20 protein-coding genes are annotated in these 19,977 nt (G+C 39.3%); 15 read left to right on the top strand and 5 right to left on the bottom strand.

Features of this window, described 5'->3' with window-relative positions; all coding sequences use genetic code 11:
* Positions 1 to 39: 39 nt before the first annotated feature.
* The 9 genes from ACFX4I_RS16875 (at position 40) to ACFX4I_RS16835 (ending at position 10,703) form a co-directional block, all read left to right on the top strand.
* A complete protein-coding gene (locus ACFX4I_RS16875) occupies positions 40 to 1,272 on the top strand; it encodes a Zn-dependent hydrolase (RefSeq protein ID WP_377421889.1) in 1,233 nt (410 codons plus the stop codon).
* A 136-nt stretch (positions 1,273 to 1,408) separates the two neighbouring features.
* Positions 1,409 to 1,609: a DUF3311 domain-containing protein gene (locus ACFX4I_RS16870; RefSeq protein WP_095393819.1), complete on the top strand. Its 201-nt coding sequence runs from the start codon at positions 1,409 to 1,411 to the stop codon at positions 1,607 to 1,609.
* Positions 1,606 to 3,090: a sodium:solute symporter family protein gene (locus tag ACFX4I_RS16865; protein WP_230302876.1), complete on the top strand. Its 1,485-nt coding sequence runs from the start codon at positions 1,606 to 1,608 to the stop codon at positions 3,088 to 3,090. The genes ACFX4I_RS16870 and ACFX4I_RS16865 overlap by 4 nt, the downstream gene beginning before the upstream one ends.
* Positions 3,091 to 3,141: 51 nt before the next feature.
* A complete protein-coding gene (locus tag ACFX4I_RS16860) occupies positions 3,142 to 4,008 on the top strand; it encodes a nitrilase-related carbon-nitrogen hydrolase (protein WP_377421887.1) in 867 nt (288 codons plus the stop codon).
* Positions 4,009 to 4,319: 311 nt separating this feature from the next.
* A complete protein-coding gene (locus ACFX4I_RS16855; RefSeq protein ID WP_377421885.1) occupies positions 4,320 to 4,637 on the top strand; it encodes a DUF3870 domain-containing protein in 318 nt (105 codons plus the stop codon).
* 170 nt (positions 4,638 to 4,807) lie between these two features.
* The gene (locus ACFX4I_RS16850) at positions 4,808 to 5,968 is read left to right on the top strand and encodes a DUF819 family protein (RefSeq protein ID WP_230302879.1); all 1,161 of its coding nucleotides are present in this window, start codon (positions 4,808 to 4,810) and stop codon (positions 5,966 to 5,968) included.
* A 15-nt stretch (positions 5,969 to 5,983) separates the two neighbouring features.
* Positions 5,984 to 7,066, top strand: a complete 1,083-nt coding sequence (locus tag ACFX4I_RS16845; RefSeq protein ID WP_377421883.1) for a dipeptide epimerase — start codon at positions 5,984 to 5,986, stop codon at positions 7,064 to 7,066.
* Between the two features lie 25 nt (positions 7,067 to 7,091).
* Positions 7,092 to 8,090, top strand: a complete 999-nt coding sequence (locus tag ACFX4I_RS16840) for a C40 family peptidase (protein WP_377421881.1) — start codon at positions 7,092 to 7,094, stop codon at positions 8,088 to 8,090.
* Between the two features lie 813 nt (positions 8,091 to 8,903).
* A complete protein-coding gene (locus ACFX4I_RS16835; RefSeq protein WP_377421879.1) occupies positions 8,904 to 10,703 on the top strand; it encodes a S9 family peptidase in 1,800 nt (599 codons plus the stop codon).
* Positions 10,704 to 11,397: 694 nt separating this feature from the next.
* On the opposite strand, the gene ACFX4I_RS16830 is transcribed toward ACFX4I_RS16835, so the two are convergent.
* Entirely contained in the window at positions 11,398 to 12,057 is a 660-nt protein-coding gene (locus ACFX4I_RS16830) for a formylglycine-generating enzyme family protein (protein ID WP_377421918.1), read from the bottom strand.
* Between the two features lie 321 nt (positions 12,058 to 12,378).
* Here ACFX4I_RS16830 and ACFX4I_RS16825 point away from each other — a divergent pair, with 321 nt between their 5' ends.
* The 5 genes from ACFX4I_RS16825 (at position 12,379) to ACFX4I_RS16805 (ending at position 16,591) form a co-directional block, all read left to right on the top strand.
* The gene (locus ACFX4I_RS16825) at positions 12,379 to 13,176 is read left to right on the top strand and encodes a DUF2935 domain-containing protein (protein WP_377421877.1); all 798 of its coding nucleotides are present in this window, start codon (positions 12,379 to 12,381) and stop codon (positions 13,174 to 13,176) included.
* A gap of 237 nt (positions 13,177 to 13,413) precedes the next feature.
* On the top strand, positions 13,414 to 14,064 hold the full coding sequence (locus ACFX4I_RS16820) for a GntR family transcriptional regulator (RefSeq protein ID WP_377421875.1): 651 nt from the start codon (positions 13,414 to 13,416) through the stop codon (positions 14,062 to 14,064).
* 113 nt (positions 14,065 to 14,177) lie between these two features.
* Positions 14,178 to 14,966: an SDR family NAD(P)-dependent oxidoreductase gene (locus tag ACFX4I_RS16815; RefSeq protein ID WP_230302885.1), complete on the top strand. Its 789-nt coding sequence runs from the start codon at positions 14,178 to 14,180 to the stop codon at positions 14,964 to 14,966.
* A 34-nt stretch (positions 14,967 to 15,000) separates the two neighbouring features.
* Positions 15,001 to 15,753, top strand: coding sequence for an SDR family NAD(P)-dependent oxidoreductase (locus ACFX4I_RS16810; protein ID WP_309518967.1), 753 nt, complete (start codon positions 15,001 to 15,003; stop codon positions 15,751 to 15,753).
* A 52-nt stretch (positions 15,754 to 15,805) separates the two neighbouring features.
* Entirely contained in the window at positions 15,806 to 16,591 is a 786-nt protein-coding gene (locus tag ACFX4I_RS16805) for a glucose 1-dehydrogenase (protein WP_230302887.1), read from the top strand.
* A 245-nt stretch (positions 16,592 to 16,836) separates the two neighbouring features.
* On the opposite strand, the gene ACFX4I_RS16800 is transcribed toward ACFX4I_RS16805, so the two are convergent.
* On the bottom strand, positions 16,837 to 16,992 hold the full coding sequence (locus tag ACFX4I_RS16800; RefSeq protein WP_230302888.1) for a DUF4021 domain-containing protein: 156 nt from the start codon (positions 16,990 to 16,992) through the stop codon (positions 16,837 to 16,839).
* A 228-nt stretch (positions 16,993 to 17,220) separates the two neighbouring features.
* Here ACFX4I_RS16800 and ACFX4I_RS16795 point away from each other — a divergent pair, with 228 nt between their 5' ends.
* Positions 17,221 to 17,868, top strand: a complete 648-nt coding sequence (locus tag ACFX4I_RS16795; RefSeq protein ID WP_230302889.1) for a lysozyme family protein — start codon at positions 17,221 to 17,223, stop codon at positions 17,866 to 17,868.
* An 89-nt stretch (positions 17,869 to 17,957) separates the two neighbouring features.
* Here the strand turns inward: ACFX4I_RS16795 and ACFX4I_RS16790 are convergent, their stop codons facing one another.
* The 3 genes from ACFX4I_RS16790 to ACFX4I_RS16780 form a co-directional block, all read right to left on the bottom strand.
* Positions 17,958 to 18,509, bottom strand: a complete 552-nt coding sequence (locus tag ACFX4I_RS16790) for a DUF402 domain-containing protein (RefSeq protein ID WP_377421872.1) — start codon at positions 18,507 to 18,509, stop codon at positions 17,958 to 17,960.
* Positions 18,510 to 18,742: 233 nt separating this feature from the next.
* Positions 18,743 to 19,243: a VOC family protein gene (locus ACFX4I_RS16785; protein WP_377421870.1), complete on the bottom strand. Its 501-nt coding sequence runs from the start codon at positions 19,241 to 19,243 to the stop codon at positions 18,743 to 18,745.
* Between the two features lie 264 nt (positions 19,244 to 19,507).
* Complete coding sequence (locus ACFX4I_RS16780) at positions 19,508 to 19,921, bottom strand: VOC family protein (protein WP_377421868.1); 414 nt, start codon at positions 19,919 to 19,921, stop codon at positions 19,508 to 19,510.
* Positions 19,922 to 19,977: the final 56 nt, after the last annotated feature.

Raw genomic sequence — 19,977 nt, 5'->3', positions numbered from 1 at the left:
AAGCGAACGCATGTAAAATTTAAAAGGGGGATATTCGCTATGAAAAAGCAAAAATTATTAATTAATGGTGAGAGGCTGAGTCGTACGCTCGAGAATTTTGCTGATTTTGGAAGAACAGAAAACAATGGAGTCACACGGCTATCCCTTTCCGAAGAAGATCGATTAGTCCGTGATTACTTTTGCGCTTGCTGTAAAGAATTGGGTATGACCATTAAGTTTGATGATATGGGTAATATTTACGCAACTTTGGCGGGACTTGAAAACAAACCGCCTATTGTGATGGGATCACATATGGATACCGTAAAAAAGGGCGGGCGGTTTGATGGTATCTTGGGTGTAGCTGCAGGCTTGGAAGTCGTGCGGACTCTGGTGGAAAATAATATCCAACCTAAGATCCCGGTCATGATCGTCAATTTTACGAACGAAGAGGGAGCCAGATTCGAACCTTCCATGATGTCTTCTGGAGTTCTTTCAGGTAAATTCGAAAAATCCATCATGCTGCAAAAGACAGATAGTGACGGAACGACTTTCGAAAGTGCTTTGAATGCCATTGGATATGCAGGGGATAAAAAGAATCGTTTAAAAGAAGCGACTGCATTTCTAGAATTGCATATTGAACAAGGGCCGATTCTTGAACGTGAATCACTAACGATCGGTGTCGTTGAATGTGTCCTTGGTATGGTGTGCTATGAGATAGAAGTTACAGGAGAATCCGATCATGCCGGAACCACCCCGATGAATATGAGAAAAGATGCTTTCTTCACTGCGAATAGCTTGATTATGGAGGCTCGTCAGAAGCTAGGCATGCTTGATGACGATTTGGTTTTTACGATGGGAAGGGTAAATGTGTTTCCTAATATCCATACGGTTATCCCTAATAAAGTGGTTTTTTCGCTAGAAGCGAGACATAAGGATTCCAATGTCATCGAAAAGGTGGAGGAAGTCATTGAAAGCCTTACAACTACAGGTTCAGAAGGCGGCTGCGACATCCAAGTAAAAAAATTGTGGGACAGGGATACCGTTTGGTTCGAAAAATCCATTTGCAATTTGCTTGAGCAATCGAGCAATACATTAGGTCTACCCTATAAGAGGATGGTAAGCGGTGCAGGACATGATGCGCAGTTTATAGCCAGTTATATACCGACTGCCATGGTTTTCGTTCCAAGCATCAACGGTAAAAGTCATTGTGAAGAGGAACTTACTACTTGGGAAGATTGTGAAAAAGGCGTCAATGTACTATTGGAAACGGTCCTTGCCATCCAGTCCGCTTAAAACGCATATATGGTTGGTTGAAAGCAGCTAATGACAGTAAGCCACGGATGCTATCAGACCATCAGTTCAGTTTGAAAGTAGGCTTGACTGATGGTGATACATCCATGTTCGTAACCTAATTAGGGGAGGGTATAATTTGGATGCTATTAAGCTATTGCTTTTTGTTCCATTTATAGGGTTCTTAGGTTTATTGCCCTATGCAAATAAAATAGAACCGTACATATTGGGTATGCCTTTTTTGTTATTTTGGGTAGCATTTTGGATGGTCATGGCATCGATCATTTTAATGATTGTCTATAAGTTCGATCCTGATAATAAAGGGAGTGATTCTGAATGAATATATCATTACTCATCATTTCCATCTTCTTGGTTCTGGCACTTTATTTAGGGATAAAAGCAAGAAAAGGGAAGGATATGGACATGGAGCAATTTGCCGTAGGGGGCAGGGGCTTCGGTACATTCTTCATTTTTCTCTTGATAGCAGGTGAAATTTATACAACTTTTACATTTCTGGGCGGAAGTGGGTGGGCTTACTCAAAGGGTGCCGCTGCTTATTATGTTCCCGCCTATATTTTCTTAGCCTACGTCCTATCATATTGGCTCGTCCCTAAAATATGGAGATATTCAAAACGCCATTCCATTATCTCTCAGCCAGACTATTTTGCATCTAAATATAAGAGCAGGACAATGGGGATGATCGTGGCTGTATTGGGAAGCTTAGCCCTCGTGCCGTACATAGTCATACAGCTCAAAGGACTAGGTATCATTGTTTCCGAAGCATCTTACGGAGCAATTTCTCCAGTTGCTGCAAGTGTCATCGGTGCTGTTGTCGTAACTACCTATGTAATGATTTCAGGCATTCATGGATCAGCATGGACAGCCATACTGAAAGATTTCATGATCTTGGTGGTCGTTATCTTTTTAGGGATTTACATTCCATTTCATTACTTCGGAGGCATACAGCCAATGTTCGAGACCGTCCAAGCTGCTAAACCGGAAATGTTGGTTTTTGCAGATCAGGGATTGAGTCAGTCCTGGTTTGTGTCCACCGTTTTGCTGAATGCACTAGGATTTTATTTGCTGCCACAAACATTCATGGTCGTTTTATCGTCCAATGGGGAAAGGACCCTTCGCAAAAATGCGATTGCTTTACCCTTATACACATTGTTACTGCTATTCGTTTTTTTCATCGGATTTACAGCCATCATGGAAATCCCGGGTTTGCAAGGGGCTGATGGGGATCTCTCACTTTTAAGGCTTGCGATTCAAACATTCGATCCATGGGTGATAGGGGTTATTGGAGCTGCAGGTTTATTGACGGCCCTAGTACCGGCTTCAGTCATGCTAATGGCTGCATCGGTAGGTCTGACAAATAGCTTTTACAAAGTTCTGGTCCCTGCTGCGACTGAAACACATCAATTGATTGTCTCCAGGATCATCATCATCGGTATCTCAATCATTGCTTTAATTGTAACCGTAACAGGCGGCGAGGCTTTGGCCATCTTGAATATCATGTCATACAGTTTAATTACACAACTGGCACCTTCCTTGTTTTGCAGTTTACCAAAAACCAATATTATCAATAAGTATGGTGCAATGGCAGGGATATTGGCAGGCGTCCTGATTGTTTTATATGCGACAATTGCAGATGTGAAGGTTGCTACATTCCTGCCGGATATCCCACATGTAATTAATGATATCAGTACAGGCGTCATAGCATTGTTGTTTAATATTCTTGTAACATTCATTGTAAGTGCACTGACTAAACATATCTCTATGCAACAGACCGAAATGAATGATCTGGACAAGATATCCTGATTTCTTTTAACCAGGATAATGGAATAAGAAGCATGATTTGGGAGGGCTTTTGTGAAAATTAAAATAACAGCTTGTCAATTTCGTGTAGAAAAAGTGTCGAATTTCAATGAATTTCAGGAACAAATAGAAGACTTGATCACCCAAGTTCCCGAAAACTCGGATTATATCATTTTTCCTGAATTGTTAACCATCGGGTTATCAGCGGCCTTTGGAGAACAAGATGCTTCGTCCGTTATCAGGATTGATGAATATACCAATCAATACAAAGATCTTTTCCGTTCACTTTCCAGAAAAAGAAAGCAGGTCATCATTGCGGGCAAGCATCTGGAACGCCGCGAAAATGAATACTTCAATATCGCATACATTTTTGATAAAGACGGATCAGTCGTTGAGCATAAAAAAACTCATATCTTTCCTGCGGAAGCGAATTGGCATACCTCTGAAGGTGATGATCTGGAAGTTTACTCCGTAGGTCCGGTTAAGATAGGAATAGCGGTATGTTATGAAGCCGAGATACCTGAAATTTCAAGGATATTATCCGTGAATGGGGCCGACATCATTTTTTGCCCATCATACACATTTACTGAGTATGGTTTTTGGCGGGTACGCCATTGCGCACATGCACGTGCAATCGAGAATCAGGTATATTTTGTTCATTGCCCCACTGTTGGTGAACCAGGGAAACCGCTGCCGAACGGATACGGCCGCGCCAGTATACTTAGCCCCTGTGACAGCGCTTGGCCAGCAAATGGAATAGTAGCCGAGGCGGCAATGAATGAACATACAATCATTACCGGTACGGTCGATATGGACGAACTATATGAGAATCGAAAAAATGGTGCGGCGACCACTTTCAAAGATCGTAATCGCCGAAAAGATATGTATGCAAAATATGAGCCATACGAAGGGCTGAAATAATCAGTTGTAAAAGGCACTATTAATACAATAGTGCCTTTTCCTCTTTTATCTTCTAATTAAATATAGAACAGAAGGAATCATAACATTCTAGTTTAAGATTTGCATGAATTTCCTTTCCATGGGCGTATTAGCTATAGAACTTATCTATTCTCTTACGCAGAAATCGAGAATTGACTTAATATACAAAATATATTGTCAAATGCATGTTGCATATATTAAAATATATGTAACCATTTCATATTGTAATAATATAGATAGTCACCCTATTTATACCTGTTATAATGTCTGTAATGGCAGGAGGCATAATAAATATGTTTCATCAGAACACAGTATATATAGTTGGCGAATCGAAGGCTGCATCCAATAATCCAATTACACAGCAATTCAACTGCTTTTTTATCGGGTTCGTCATTGATAGTGATACGCATGAAATAGTGGATGCGGAATGCTCGACTACAATTTCGATTACTTCACGCTTCATTCAATCCATGTTAGTGGGTAAATCCATTCTTCGGCCCGATGAATTGGAGAAAGAAATTGAGAAACGGTACTTTGGTTCATCTCAGAAAGCACTGACCGTCGCTCTAAGAAATGCGAGCATTAAATATCAGCAACTTTATAAGTTATAGCTGCTTCTTTTGTCAGTCGCAATTGAAATCCAGCTGTTAAAGAGTGTGTACACGCTCTTTGGCAGCTGGATTTTTTTATGTAGGTCTATGCAAGACTCATTGGTCGGTTTGAATAAAATGGAATTACATTTTATTAGCAAAAATCCCCTAAATTTAAGGAGGTATGGAATATGATTCAAGATGGTGTGATGTTTGTCTGTTTTTTATTGGCATTTACTGCCGTGATTGCGGTAGCGGAAAAAAAGATAGGAGGAAAGTTCTTCAAGTATGTTCCTGGTATTGTCCTTATTTATATTGGAGCTGCTCTAATGAAAACATTTGGGGTATTTTCAGACAGTGAATCAGTCGAAAGCGCATATAGCACCATACGAGGACTCCTGCTACCCGCCATGTTGATGCTCATGCTTTTGCAATGCGATATGCGAAAAATAATCAGACTTGGACCAAAGATGCTTATAACTTTTTTTGCCGCTTCATTCAGCATCATCGGCGGGTTCACTCTTACTTACGTTTTAATGAATGGTTTTTATGCTGAAGGAACATGGAAGGCGTTCTCGGCTTTGAGCGCAAGCTGGACAGGGGGATCTGCCAATATGGTGATCTTGCAAGGAATACTCAATGTGCCGGAAAATATTTTTGGCTATGCGTTGATCATGGATACAGTCAATTATTCCATTTGGGTCATGTTCTTGTTTTGGCTGGTTCCTCTTGCTGGAAAATTCAATATTTGGACTAAAGCGGATACATCTTTCATTGATCAAATGACTTCCGAGCTTGAAGCGGGGGAAACCGCCAAGACGGAATTTGGATTCGTGGAATTGATCGGTTTCTTGGCGCTGGCTTTAATTGTATCAGCAGGGGCAACCAAAATTGGGGAGAAACTGCCAGTACTGGGCGCCGCTGTGAATGGAACCACTTGGACGATCATCATCGCTTCGACCGTAGGTTTAATTCTGGCTGTCACAAAGGTTGGACGTATAGCCGGTTCCATGGAAATTTCAAAAGTCATGCTTTATATTGTTATTGGTTTAATTGCTTCCCATGCCGATTTTTCACAGCTGTTTCAAGCGCCTGTGTATATTTTATCCGGATTTATGATTCTATTCTTTCATGGATTAATCATGGTCATTTTGGCCAAAATCTTTAAGTTGGATCTATTTACAATGGGAGTTGCCTCATTGGCCAATATAGGGGGAGTGGCATCAGCCCCTATATTGGCAGGTGCATTCAACCGGGCGCTAATACCGGTCGGGATATTGATGGCTGTACTTGGCAGTCTTCTGGGCACCTATTTTGGAATTCTTACATCATATATACTCTCAAGCTTTTAAGGAAGGGTTGTTAATATGAAGATTGAAAGTTTACAAGTATCAGTGGAGACCTTGCCACTTGTCAAGCCATTCAAGACGGCACTACGCACAGCAATGGAAATTGAAAACATCATGGTTTCCGTGATGTTGGAGGACGGAACGGAAGGTTTGGGGGCTGCAGCCCCTACGGTTGCCATCACAGGTGACTCTACAAAAGGAATCATGACGGTCATTGAAGAAGTGATCTCGCCACATCTAATTGGCCGCGACATCGAGAATATCAATGCATTGTCTCAGCTGATCCAACGATCCTGTGTAGGTAACACAAGTGCAAAAGCTGCTGTTGAAATCGCTTTGTACGACGCAGTCAGCAAACGATGGCAGCTCCCTTTATATCAATATCTTGGCGGTAAATCGAATGTCCTGAAAAATGATATGACAATCAGCGTTGATGAACCCGAAGAAATGGCAAAGGCGGCATTATCCCTCATAGATGGTGGATTCACTACGATGAAGATAAAACTGGGGAAAGACTGGAAGAGTGACGTGGAGAGGGTCGCCTGCATTCGTGCAGCTGTTGGTGACCAGGTCATGATCAGGATTGACGCAAATCAAGGGTGGACAACAAAACAAGCGATTTCAATCATTCATGAGCTCGAGGAAAGAGAACTGAACGTTGATTTGGTGGAACAGCCCGTGCTGGCCCATGATATCGAAGGGTTGAAAGAAATAAAGAGGTCTGTCCAAGTGCCGATCATGGCCGATGAAAGTTTGTTTTCCCCTCGTGATGCCATGAAACTCCTGAATGAACATGCTGTTGATTTCCTTAATATTAAATTAATGAAAACAGGAGGAATTCGACATGCACTTCAAATCGCCGATATCGCAGAAGCAGCCGGGGTGGAATGCATGATCGGGAGTATGATGGAATCAACTGTGAGTGTAGCGGCCGCGGCTCATCTGGCAACTGCCCATCCAAATATAACGAAGATTGATTTAGATGCCCCATTATGGATTAAGAATGAACCATTTGAAGGCATTCAATTTGTGAAAGATCAACTTCTCATTTCCGAGAAACCTGGACTAGGAGTTAAGAGGAAATCCTCATTTACTCAATAAAAACTATTTCGAAAGGGTGATTATTTTGAAAAGGTTAACCGTTTTAGTGCTAACTTTATTTGCTCTAGGTAGTTTATTCAGCCCTATTGAAGCAAATGCAAATGAAAAGGAGAGGATTGCCTATGTAGATGTAGCCGTGGCAACTCTTTGGACGGAGCCGGGATTATTAAGGGAAATCGATGCTCCTTCTGCATCGAATCCCGTTGATTTGAATGGCTGGATCGGCTCCATGAATTATGAAGACAAGCTGTGGCTTGTGGGTAACCTGGAAACACAAGCGTTATATGGTTCAAAAGTGACGATTTTAGAAGAACGGGGTGAATGGGTGAAAGTAGCCGTTGCCAATCAACCGACGCCCCGCAATGATATTGGTTATCCAGGATGGATGCCAAAGGCACAATTAAAAGACGGAAATTCTTTTGAGAAGCAATTTAAACGAGGATTTGCCCTTGTAAATGCCCCGAAGACTTGGCTTTATTCGGATTCGAAACTTCGGTCGAAATTTATGGAGATCAGCTTCGATACCCGCCTCCCGCTATTGCAGGTAAAAAAAGATAAAGTGCAGGTGATGACACCGAGTAATGGAGCAAAGTGGATAGAAAAGCAGGGCGTGTCAATCTATCAAAATGAAAATCAAATACCAGCTCCAACCGGTAAGGACATCGTTGAATCAGGAAAAGGATTTTTAGGACTTCCTTACCTATGGGCTGGAATGTCCGGTTTTGGATTTGACTGTTCTGGATTTACCTATACAATGTACCATGCTAATGGAATAACGATCCCAAGGGACTCTTCCATTCAGGCGCAATATGGCAAAAAGGTGGAGCAAGAAAACCTTCAACCAGGTGATTTACTATTTTTTGCCTATGATAAAGGGAAGGGAAGGGTCCATCATGTCGGAATGTATATAGGTGACGGCAAAATGATCCATTCGCCTAACAGCTCAACACATGTAAGGATAGATGAAATAAAAACTTCGGGATACGGAGAGGAATATGCCGGAGCAAGAAGATATATCGATTGATGCTTAATGATACACAAACTCCATTAAAAAGGGTATCTGATAGGTTATGAAGATTGATTAATATTTTGATAGTAAAAATGAGAATCGAAAAATGAACTATTGAGGTCTATGATCAAGTGAATGGTTGGTTTAAACACGATGCATCACTAGTGGGTCCAAGTGGCGTGGTATTGACTAAAGGCTCGTTGAGCAGCTCAACTGAGGTTTAGTAATATTTAAAAAAACTTCTCAATAAAGAATATGTAAATACCGAGAAAAGTCCGAAGCTTGAATACTAGTTTTATTCTTCACTTAAAAAGCATGAATGTTGTTAAAACGTCATTCGTGCTTTTTTATTTTGGCGATTTTACCTTTGGTAGGGGTATGACCCTGTTTCCTGTTAAATTTCAAATGTGAATTAACCGTATGTTTAAAATGTTCAGAAAAATAATGCGTGATATATAATAATGACTATAAATAAAGGAATGGTACTTTATGTTGGATTTTCTTAAATTTAGACATAAAAAAAGATTGCCTGCACTGGGACCATCAATATACACTTCTATCAAGATGTGCCGCTCCTCGAGTTTAATAGTTAATATGCTTCAATAAAAAAACGTTTCATATAAAATTAAGATTGAAACATGAGAACTTCGTCCAATTCGTCAGTGGTTTGTGTGCAAAATTGATGGCATTGACAAAAAAACATCTTATCCAAAGCGAAAGAGTTTTCACACGCCAAGTTGTATCGATAACACCTGCAGTTATCAGGGAAAATATGGTATAATTAATTACAGATTTTTCTTTATATTATAAATGTGAGGGGTTGCCAAAATGATCACTTTTCCAAAACCTGATGTTGAGCAATTTTTACGAACCTTTTCCATTGCTGATTTTGCTGTAAGTCCAGATGAAAAACATCTGGTTTTCAGTACCAATTTGAGCGGCAAGTATAATTTATGGGGAATGGATTTGCCAAACTCTTTTCCATATCCGCTTACATCCATTGATCAGAGCTGCCAAGAGCTGATATATGATAAGAAGAGCCGGTTTATAATTGCTGGTTTCGATCAAGACGGTAATGAAAATACCCAGTTTTACGGGGTTCCTTTGAATGGCGGGACAATGAAGGAAATCGTCCATCATGAAAATACACGTAATTTCATGCCAAAATTATCGAATGACAGTAAAAAGCTCTATTACACGACATCCAGAGGAAATCCTTCCTTTCTAAATTCCTATTGTTTAAATTTAGAATCAGGACAGGAGAGGCTGGTACTGGAGGGGAAAGACGCAGCGACCTATTTATTTGGCTTCAGCCCAGATGAAGAAACCTTACTTTACTATAAACACTATGCTAATACATATACCCTTCTCTATGCAAAAAAAGGGAACGAAGATATCCTGCTCACTCCGCCCTCTGAGAAACAACACACAGTGAATGATGGTGTTTTTGTTTCGGATTCGATGATATATTTATTGACTGATTATGATTCGGACTTTACCTATTTGGCTTCATACAATCTTGAAACAAACAAATTCAGTAAAGTTAAAGAATTGGAGAATGAGAGTTTTACTGCCATTAAATATAGTAAAGAGAATCAACTATTATATATAACCAGTCAAAAGGGTGTAGAGGATCAATTATATGAATTCAATCTGCAAAATGAAGATTGGAGAAATATTCCCGTGCCGTGCAGCGTCATTAATAAACTTGAGGTTGCTGCATCAGGAACGCTTTACTTATTTGGCATGAGCGCAACAAAGCCTCATAATATCTATAAAAAAACAGGTGATGAGTGGGTATCATTAACTAAATATACTGTTCCTGGCGTCGATTCCATAGAATTGGTTGAACCGGACATCATTACGTACCCTTCCTTTGATGGACTGGAAATCGAATCGTTATTTTTTAGGGCAAAAAGGGAAAATGACAATGGTGAAGTCATTTTTTGGCCACATGGAGGTCCTCAAGCGGCAGAACGGAAGTCATTTAGGGCATCATTTCAATTTTTCCTGAATCACGGTTACAGTATTTTTGCGCCAAACTTCCGCGGTTCTACTGGTTATGGTTTGGAATTCACGAAAATGGTGGAAGGAGATTGGGGAAATGGCCCACGACTTGATAATGTAGCCGGCCTTGATTGGCTCATTAACCAAGGGCACGCACAAAAAGGTAACATTCTATTGATGGGCGGAAGCTTCGGAGGGTATATGGCACTTCTGCTACACGGACGACATGCGGATTATTTTAAAGCGGTTGTCGATATTTTCGGACCATCCAACCTCTTCTCATTTATCAATTCCGTTCCAGAAGACTGGAAGCCAGTCATGGATCAGTGGGTAGGAAATCCGGAAAAAGATAAAGAAAAACTAATCGAGTATTCGCCTATCACTTATTTAGAATCCATGATAAAGCCAATGCTTGTCATTCAAGGAGCAAACGACCCCCGTGTCGTCAAAGCAGAATCAGATCAAATCGTTAAAGCATTGAAGGATAAAGGAAGAGATGTCGATTATATGCTTCTGGAAGATGAAGGGCATGGATTTTCCAAAAAAGAAAATGAAATTGCCGTCTATCAAAAAATACTCACATTCTTAAAGCGATTCACAGCAGTAACAGAAAAGGTATAATCCGCATCAAAACTTCGTTTATTTACAATTTAATTGGAAACCCTGCCACTCACTTTCAAAGTGACGAAGCAGGGTTTTTATGTTTGAAAACTGGATGTTATTTTAGGTCCGGCGGTTTGGGGAGTTAGTAAATAGCTTCCAAATATGGCGTGTTAATAAAATCCTGACATTTAAAATTCAGAATTCCCTGAATAAACTCTAGTCACCTAGTCATAAAGTGCTATATAATATACGGAAAAAGTATTTTTTTGTTAAACGGAGTTGATCGCATTGCCACGGGGATTATTGTTATACATACTCGTAGTTATAATGGCAGGTGTTTTAAGCTTGTTCCTGTGTTTATTTGCACAGTTAAGGATCAAGGATGCACCTGGAGCAAAACCCTATATTCTCGTGACATATTTCTCTGGTAATCAAATGATGAACAAAATAAAAAACCTGAAAAATTATCAGGTTTTTTATTTTGTTCACAATCGGAATATAAAAAAACTGGAAAGAAATATAAATAGCAGTACGGCTAAGATACATGTAAGCCGGTTCTTTTTTCTGGATTTAATCTCTAATCGTTCCTTTTTGTTGAACCTACTTCTTTTTTGGGGTTCATCAAATAGATAAAGCTGATCTCTCTGTTTTCCTCCTGTTATCCGATAGTAAAACTGTAAAACCTTGAATTAAGTTGGCTTGATTGCTGAAGTTAAAAAGACCGGGCAAGACGGAATCCTAGGTCGTCTATGCAAAATGTCGGATGGCTGCGTCGACGACATGAAGCTCCACAACCCCTGGCATCCTCAGCCCAGCTACCTCCTCGAAAAATACGGTAGGTGCCGTACACTTGTTCATCATATAAATCCCAGCACCACTCCCAAATATTCCCTAACATATCATGCAGCCCCCATGGATTCGGCTCCTTTGTTCCTACTTCATGAATTATGCCACCTGAATTTTCGTTATACCAGGCAATCTTATTCAGCTCACCATATCTATAACCAGCAGTCCCAGCTTTACATGCATATTGCCACTCTGCTTCTGAAGGAAGTCGAAAACCGCTTGATTCCCAATCACAAACTATGTTTTCACCATTTTTAGAATAACACTCTCCAAGTCTTGCTTTCCGTGAAAGTAGATTACAAAAAGAAATTGCATCATTCCAAGAAATATTCACAACAGGTTTTAAATCTCGTTCAAAAGAATTAGGCGATTTATTTGTAATAGCATAGTAGAAATCCGTAGTAACAGTATAACGGGCAAGAAGGAATGGTCTTATTTGAGCTTTCCATTTGCTTTTAATTCTGTCGTCCCTTAATTCTATTTCTCCCCCTGGAATTTTCACCATTGGACAGTCAATGTTACTCATTATTTCCTTTGACAATCTACCCCCTCCAAAAAATCATATTTTTACAAGTTTTACCACGATCAAAAGTGTTAAATCAATACAAATATAGATTCAAATAAGTACAAAAACCACCGTTTTGAAAAAGGTATGCGGAGTAGATGTGATTATGTAATGCAATTATGATTGGAACACATTAATTTTTCTTGGGGCATGAACTATCGAGCGGGGAAGGAAGCAAGCTTAAGCTTCATGACCCCCATTTAATTTAGATTAATAAGTTTGTAGGTTTTGGAATACAAATTATAAGTGAGTTTCGATACTTTAAATTATGGGGGAGAGCGAATGAACGAGTTTTTGGAAAAAACAGCAAGATTCGAGCATCGATTTTGGCTGCAAATCTTAGGAGACCATGGCAGGTTCATCCATGAGTCTTTAGCTCCGGTTGAAGTGGAAAACATTGAAATTGCCTCAGAATTCATTCAAATCTTTGATACTCTCCTTGGTAAAGCCAATTCAGAAGAGATTTCGCAACTAACTGCCATGGCAGAAGAAGAGGCATTAAGGTTTAGAGATTTTAAGCTATGCCTACTTAAAGAACATCTGGTAGGTAAAATAAAAATACATCTTTCACCTTCATTCATTAATCATATGGTAAACGAAATAGAAGAATATATAAGATTATTGAAATACTTCAATTCAAATCAAATGCCGCCTGTTTTCCATGAACTTCATCATCATTTGATTTGGCTGTTAGATGCAGCTGGGCATGCAAGTGCAATATCATCCAATATGGATGAAGTTGAAAAAAGATTAAAGGAGAAAAGTGACCAATATAAAAAACATTTTAATGATTTTTACTTAAAAGCTGTTGAAATGGCTGGATATTTACGAACCAACCTGTCAACATTCCCAGCATTGGAAAAAATGAATCAGGACGTTACATTGGAAATTAAATTATTTCAGCACTTTCTGCTGGAATTGGAGGAGCTTGACCTCAGTGCGCAGGCTCTTGGAACGTTTTCACCATTAATGGCAGATCATATGTGGCGTGAAGAATGTTATTATTTAACGAAACTCGCTGAATCGACAGACACAGAAAAGCCAAACTGCGATCCAGCGAAACCTAGGCTAGTGGAATAAAAAGTGGACCATAAAGCCCTTTCTATAAAAGGGCTCAAATCTGTTGAATTTAACTTCAAACTCAGTAGGATAGTTGACTATTTGAAGAAGCGTTCGGTCATCTTGTCTTTCAGATCTTCGCATGTTTTAATACGTTTTCTTGGTTGGTTAACTTTACGGAGTTTAATTTTTAAGGAAGTTAATTCCTATCCTTATGTTATACTAAAATTAATTATAGAAGTATAGGAGTGCTGAAAGATGTTTGGAAATACTTCCAATTTGACAGATGGCATTTATTTTGGAGAATCGTTACCACAACAAATCGCAAAACACATTTTAAAAAAAATCATTGAAGGGGAAATAGAAGCTGGAGAGAAAATCGTCGAAGAAGACATTTCCAAAGAATTGAATACAAGCCGTGCACCAGTACGCGAAGCCCTTTATCTATTGCAGGTTGACGGTATTGTTGAGAGGATACCAAGACGGGGAACGATCGTCAAGCCATTTTCACAAAAGGAAATCATTGAATATAATGATGTTACGATCGGGCTGATCCAGATGGGCATTGAATTTTCCCAAGGGAGGTGGCACGAAGAAAATAAGCAATCATTACGAAAGCATTTGGAAAGCGCAACGGATGAGTGTAAGAAAAGTAATGTAATCGAGTATCAAAAAAAAGCTGAACAGATATTTCGATATATTTTTTCAATCGCTAATAACAAAGCATTATCCAGATTTTTTGAGGAAGCCAGTCATATCCTCATGGTTTTTGCCCAAAGTCAATGGAATGCAGAAACGATGGAAAATTTCCATTTAAGATTAAAAATGTCTATTGAGGCCATTATCGAAGACGATTTCGTTAAGGCAAAAAATGAAATTCATGAAGCTCTGAATCGCGGAGTGATGTAGAGTCTTTGACTCTAAAATCAAATTGTCGACAATCGACAAAATTAGTGTTATGATGTAATCGTATTCAAACAATAATATCATCACCAAGATCAAAGGGAGAAAGGGAGAATATTATGCAAGCATTTGATTTTACAGAAAAAGTAGCAATTGTTACCGGCGGCGGCGGGGGTATCGGCCGGGCAGCTTCTATTACACTTTCTGAGAATGGAGCCAAAGTGGTTGTTGTAGACCTTTCTGAAGAGGCTGGCATGTTAACGGTAAATGAAATCAAAGAAAAAGGCGGCGAAGCGAAGTTCGTTAAAGCCGATGTTACAAATGAAGACGATATAAAAAATTATGTCCAAAAAACGATAGATTCTTATGGAAAAATCGATATTTTCCTGAATAATGCAGGGTGGGAAGGCAAAATCATGCCACTTGTCGATTATCCTACTGAAGTTTTCGATCAATTAATGTCAATAAATGTACGCGGCGTTTTCTTGGGTTTGAAACATGTATTGCCCTATATGATTGAACAAAAAAGCGGGGCGGTCGTGAATACAGCTTCTGGAGCTGGTTTACTCGCAACGCCAAACATGGTGGCGTATGGTGCAAGTAAACATGCCGTTCTTGGAATGACGAAAACTGCTGGTGTCGAAGTTGCTCCCCATGGTGTCCGGGTGAATGCCGTTTGCCCTGGTGTCGTCAACACAGCTATGATGCGGTCGATTGAAAGCGGATTTGGTCAAGGTGATTCCGCGGCAGCTGAAGCGGCTAGAAAACAGTTGGAAGCAACGACTCCGGATGGTCGGTATGCTGAGCCGCAGGAAATTGCAAATTTAATGATGTACTTAGTGTCAGATCTTTCCAGCCACATTACGGGTCAAGAACTCGTAATCGACGGCGGGTCCATTTTAATCTGATAAGCAATAAACATTATTATAGGGGGACGAATACATGAGTTTAAAAGGAAAAGTCATAGTAATTACAGGAGCAGGCAGCGGAATTGGAAAGGAAACGGCGTTTAAATTAGCTGAACAGGGAGCTATTGTCGTAGCGGCGGATTACAATGATGCTGCTGCTAAAGAAACGGCTGAATCTATTCAACAAAAGGGAGGAACGGCTTCTTTTGTGAAAGTGGATGTAGCTAAAGCGGAAGAAGTGGAAGAGATGGTAGAAGCTGCAGTTGCCAATCATGGCACCATCGACGGTATTTTCAACAACGCTGGAATTGGACTAGTAAAACCATTTTTAGAGATGGATCCAGAGTCTTACCACAGAGTCGTTGATGTTGACCAACACGGCGTTTACTATGGTATGTATTTTGCAGCAAGGAAGATGGTGGAGCTTGGTGTAACCGGCGCAACGATCGTTAATACAGCCTCAATATATGGGACGATGGTTTCAATTGGCAGCTTTAATTACCATGCTGCAAAAGCTGCAGTCATCGCCATGACTAAATCTGGAGCAATTGAACTTGCGCAATATGGGATTCGTGTTGTCGGTGTTGCACCAGGTTTTATCGAAACGCCGATCATTGGTGATGATCAAGAGTTCCTGGACAGTTTGGCACAACTTCATATGAGGAAAAAATTGATTCAGCCAGAAAAAGTTGCTGAAGTTGTAACGTTCTTGTTCTCTGAAAAAGCGGATGCCATTAATGGACAAGTCATTCCTGTTGATGATGGATTCTTAAGCTTTAAGGGGTAATCATTATAATCAAATAGATTTTCCAGATAACTTAAAAAGGGAGTTTTGACATATGAGCAAACGATTCGATGGCAAAGTAGTAATCATTACAGGTGCAGGATCAGGTTTAGGACAAGCAGCCGCATTGGAAATGGCTAAAGAAGGAGCTAAACTTTCATTAGTTGATTTAAACGATGTATCATTGGAAGAAACAAAAAAATTAATCTTTGAAATTGCACCAAATTCAGACGTACTTCTGATCACTGCAGATGTTTCAGATGAAAAAGCAGTAAAGAACTATGTAGACCAAACAGTCAGCAAATATGGTAGAGTCGATGGTTTTTATAATAATGCGGGTATCGAAGGTAAACAGGCACCTACGGCTGAATACGATAGCAACGTTTTCAACAAAGTAACGGACATCAATATTAATGGTGTATTTTATGGCATGAAATACATCCTGCCAATCATGAAAGAACAAGGATCAGGGGCAGTGGTGAACGTGGCTTCTGTAGGCGGAATTCGTGCTGTGCTTAACCAAGCTGCGTACGTTGCAAGTAAACATGCTGTAGCAGGATTAACAAAAACAGCTGCCATAGAATATGGTCAATACGGAATCAGCATAAATGCCATTGCACCAGGAGTAATCTTAACAGCGATGGTAGAAGGTTCATTCAGGCAAATAGGCGGGGAGAATTGGGAAGAAGCAATGGCGGATTTCGTCAGTGTGAATCCTAAAAAACGCTTTGGTAAACCTGAAGAAGTCGGCCGTTTAGTCGCTTTCTTATTATCAGGGGAATCAGAGTTCATCAACGGGGTAGTCATTCCGATTGATGGCGGACAATCTTCACAATACTAATTGAACAAAGGGAGTGGCAGCATTTGGTCACTCCCTTTTAATGGTATCCTTTATAGTTAATGACCAAACGTATTCAAATTTGGAAGAAACGAAGACTTTCTGGGTTTTCGTTTTTTTGCATATGTAAAAAATCAGTTTATAGCCTAAATGCGACCCGTAAGAAAAGATTCAGAAGCTAAAACAGATGAACTCATTAAAAAAAAACGCCATACAAGGCGCTTAACAAAATTTCAAGAAACCATTCGTTATTTTTCTTTATCATGAAGCTTATCTTCATATTCAGTTTCCAACATACCATACAGACCATTCATTTCTTGTTCATCAGGATCTGCCCCAAACTCAGTTCTATTTTTTTTCTTTTTATCATCAAGGATTTCTTCTTTATCATTCTTCCTATCCATACATATCACCTCCACACAATAGGGTGTCACATTATCTGAAAAAACATACGCTGAGTGACTCAGGTCTTTTTAAGTTTTCTTGCGTTTAAATTAAGAGTTAAAGATAAAATACTAATTCATTGCTAGTTATCTCATTTTCAAGAACATTTAATTGGTATTCTAAATAGTTATTACTCTTACTATTTGTTAAGATATAAATATATAACTTAGAGATAACGGAGAGAGAGTGTGAAGAAGAAACGTAAGAAATCAAAGAATATTTTTGTCATTTTTATCCTCATCTTTGCATTTTTGCTAATAAAGGAGATCATGCGAACCCCCAATTCCGAAAATGTTTCCACATCAGTAAATACGCTTGATTCTTTTGCGAACGTGAAAAAGTATAGTTCACTTCTCCGGGACGAGTTGGCTAAATACGGGCTTGAGGAGCATACTTCGACATTGATTGCTTTGATGCAGCAGGAAAGCCGAGGACGGGGCGGTGACCCAATGCAGGCATCTGAGTCAGTGGGTCTTGATCCAAATACAATCACAGATCCAACGGAAAGCATTAAGTATGGAGTGAAACATTTTAAGAGAATCAATGAATATGGCAATGAAAAGGACGTGGATTTTGCCACGATCATTCAAGCATATAACATGGGAATTGGTTATATTGATTTCGTTGCGAATAAAGGGGGCAAGCATACTGAGGAGCTTGCGAAGAAGTTTTCCATGCTTCAGGTCGAAAAAAACCCTACCCTTTATGATTGCGGCGGAGACAAAGAGAATTTTCGATACCCATATTGCTACGGTGACTACTCATACAGTGCGAAGGTATCTAAGAACATTGAGGAGCTTGCCGACAGTATATCGGCTCAAGCTGATGGGGAGTGAGGGAGAACAAAAAGCCTACTGAATGAAGTAGGCTTTTTGTTCATGCTAAAGGTTTCACAATTTCGGAGTTCAAAGTATCAAAACCAATGTCATTTGTTGTTCAACCATGGAAGGAGGTCTTTATGTTTATAGAGTTTCTCGGATTCTGAAATGGTTTGTGAAAGAAGAATATCAATGGAATCAAGTAAAGAGTTTAGGGACTGTTTAACAGAACCACTCACATATTTCTCTAAGGGCACAGGTAACTCTTCCTCGTCTAAAATAAAATGTGCCCCACCCGGAAGCACCAAGATATCAATGATCAAATCCTCAAAGGAAACCAACTTATCCTCCATAAATGTATTCCTTACAATATTAAAATAGGATCCTAAATAATTTCCTTGGTTATTTCTCCAAATGTATAAATTATAAGGACGGTCTTTCCAATAATGAGCAATCGTATAACTGCCTATAGGAATGGTTAATTCTATAAGACCCGTTTTAATCGTGAACGAATCCATGATTTCATGAAAAAGCACGACATGTTGATTTTGTGCTTTTAACAGCAAACAGTTATATTCCACAACTAAGGAGTCATAGCGGATTTTTCTTTCTATTATTTCATCGCCACGTTGTAGTGCTGGTGTAAATATTTTGTCCATCGTTTCTATTTCTCCCTTAATAACTATCTAGATCATTTATGTCATTATACTTAATAAGGTTTTTCTTTTCTAATAGGGAATCGCCAGGGAAATGGGGATTAAAACTTTAAGGAAATTCAAATATCAAAACCTAATTTCACACCTAAAATAACGAGAAACTAGGTTTTAGTTACTTTAAAATCGTACTCTTTTCTGGAATAAACACATCTTGCAAGATAGTTGTTTCTTGGATCCTATCCTTTATACACCTGCTTTAAAGTTTTTATATCAATTTTCTTCATTTGAAGCAGTGCTTTCATAACCCTTTCCGATTTTTCAGGATTGGCGTCATTTACCATCTCGGTTAGATCCGCAGGGACAATTTGCCATGACACACCAAATCGATCTTTCAGCCAACCGCACACTTGCGCTTTTTCGTCTCCGCCTTCGGTAAGTTTTTCCCAATAATAATCCACATCTACTTGCTCCTCGCAATGGATGATAAATGAAATTGCCTCTGTGAATTTGAATTGAGGACCGCCATTCAATGCTACGAATGCTTGTCCTTCCAATTCAAATTCCACGGTCATCACTGATCCCTCTTGCTTCCCGTGGATTTGATTTCCTTCATTTCCATAGCGAGTAATTCTTCCGATCTTAGAATTTTCGAAGATGGATGTGTAGAACTTCGCCGCCTCTTCAGCTTGTGTATCAAACCACAAGTTAGTTGTGATTTTTTGAATTTTGTTTTTCATAATTTCTCCTTTTCAGTTTAAATATATTAGGGTTATAAGGAAAATTTGTTTTTTCGATTACTAGCCAGTCATTTAGGTGATTCCTTTAATTTTAATAACCTTTATATAGCATCTCCTAAGGGGTAACGAAAAATTATTTCCTTATGCTAGTTACAGTATCTTTGCCCCTGGTGATGGAAATAAAAAAGGATATAGAAACTTTTCACCAGTGAAAAGACCTATATCCAAATTGAAGATTAATCAATAAAGAGTCATGTTCATTTCTCAGCTCTCGAAGTTAAATTGCCATTTGATTCCGAATTTATCGGTTAACTGACCGTAAATTTTACTCCAGAATGTTTCTTGGAGCTCTAGACCAACCGTGCCGCCTATACTTAGTTTGTTAAAGATCGATTTAATTTCATCCAAATCATTACCGACATATGCCAGGCTGATATTGTTACCTTCAACAAAGGGCATACCAGGAAAAGTATCGGAAAACATGACATTGCTTCCATTAATATTTAGCCTTGTATGCATGACTAAATCTTTCGCTTCTTCTGGAAGGGCAAATTCCGGATTAGGCGGTGTTTCCCCAAAGGTCATGATATTTGGTTGATCCGTTCCAAAAACCTCTGCGTAGAACTCTACTGCTTCTCGACAATTCCCATTAAAATTAAGATATGCATCTACTGACATTTATCTCACTCCTATTTTATTATTTTTTATTCGTTGTTATAAGTTTAATGATATAT

The organism is Peribacillus sp. YIM B13472, from assembly GCF_042788005.1.
In the GTDB taxonomy this organism is placed as follows: Bacteria; Bacillota; Bacilli; order Bacillales; family DSM-1321; genus Peribacillus; species Peribacillus simplex_E.
Note: the sequence above shows the minus strand (reverse complement) of the source record. Positions and strands in the feature narration are given on the sequence as shown.

What these genes read in the sequence shown, in the direction of transcription:
- ACFX4I_RS16875 (WP_377421889.1), top strand. Translation starts at nt 40, where the DNA reads ATGAAAAAGCAAAAATTATTAATTAATGGTGAGAGGCTGAGTCGTACG.
- ACFX4I_RS16865 (WP_230302876.1), top strand. Translation starts at nt 1,606, where the DNA reads ATGAATATATCATTACTCATCATTTCCATCTTCTTGGTTCTGGCACTT.
- ACFX4I_RS16855 (WP_377421885.1), top strand. Translation starts at nt 4,320, where the DNA reads ATGTTTCATCAGAACACAGTATATATAGTTGGCGAATCGAAGGCTGCA.
- ACFX4I_RS16850 (WP_230302879.1), top strand. Translation starts at nt 4,808, where the DNA reads ATGATTCAAGATGGTGTGATGTTTGTCTGTTTTTTATTGGCATTTACT.
- ACFX4I_RS16845 (WP_377421883.1), top strand. Translation starts at nt 5,984, where the DNA reads ATGAAGATTGAAAGTTTACAAGTATCAGTGGAGACCTTGCCACTTGTC.
- ACFX4I_RS16835 (WP_377421879.1), top strand. Translation starts at nt 8,904, where the DNA reads ATGATCACTTTTCCAAAACCTGATGTTGAGCAATTTTTACGAACCTTT.
- ACFX4I_RS16830 (WP_377421918.1), bottom strand. Translation starts at nt 12,057, where the DNA reads ATGAGTAACATTGACTGTCCAATGGTGAAAATTCCAGGGGGAGAAATA.
- ACFX4I_RS16825 (WP_377421877.1), top strand. Translation starts at nt 12,379, where the DNA reads ATGAACGAGTTTTTGGAAAAAACAGCAAGATTCGAGCATCGATTTTGG.
- ACFX4I_RS16820 (WP_377421875.1), top strand. Translation starts at nt 13,414, where the DNA reads ATGTTTGGAAATACTTCCAATTTGACAGATGGCATTTATTTTGGAGAA.
- ACFX4I_RS16815 (WP_230302885.1), top strand. Translation starts at nt 14,178, where the DNA reads ATGCAAGCATTTGATTTTACAGAAAAAGTAGCAATTGTTACCGGCGGC.
- ACFX4I_RS16810 (WP_309518967.1), top strand. Translation starts at nt 15,001, where the DNA reads ATGAGTTTAAAAGGAAAAGTCATAGTAATTACAGGAGCAGGCAGCGGA.
- ACFX4I_RS16805 (WP_230302887.1), top strand. Translation starts at nt 15,806, where the DNA reads ATGAGCAAACGATTCGATGGCAAAGTAGTAATCATTACAGGTGCAGGA.
- ACFX4I_RS16800 (WP_230302888.1), bottom strand. Translation starts at nt 16,992, where the DNA reads ATGGATAGGAAGAATGATAAAGAAGAAATCCTTGATGATAAAAAGAAA.
- ACFX4I_RS16790 (WP_377421872.1), bottom strand. Translation starts at nt 18,509, where the DNA reads ATGGACAAAATATTTACACCAGCACTACAACGTGGCGATGAAATAATA.
- ACFX4I_RS16785 (WP_377421870.1), bottom strand. Translation starts at nt 19,243, where the DNA reads ATGAAAAACAAAATTCAAAAAATCACAACTAACTTGTGGTTTGATACA.
- ACFX4I_RS16780 (WP_377421868.1), bottom strand. Translation starts at nt 19,921, where the DNA reads ATGTCAGTAGATGCATATCTTAATTTTAATGGGAATTGTCGAGAAGCA.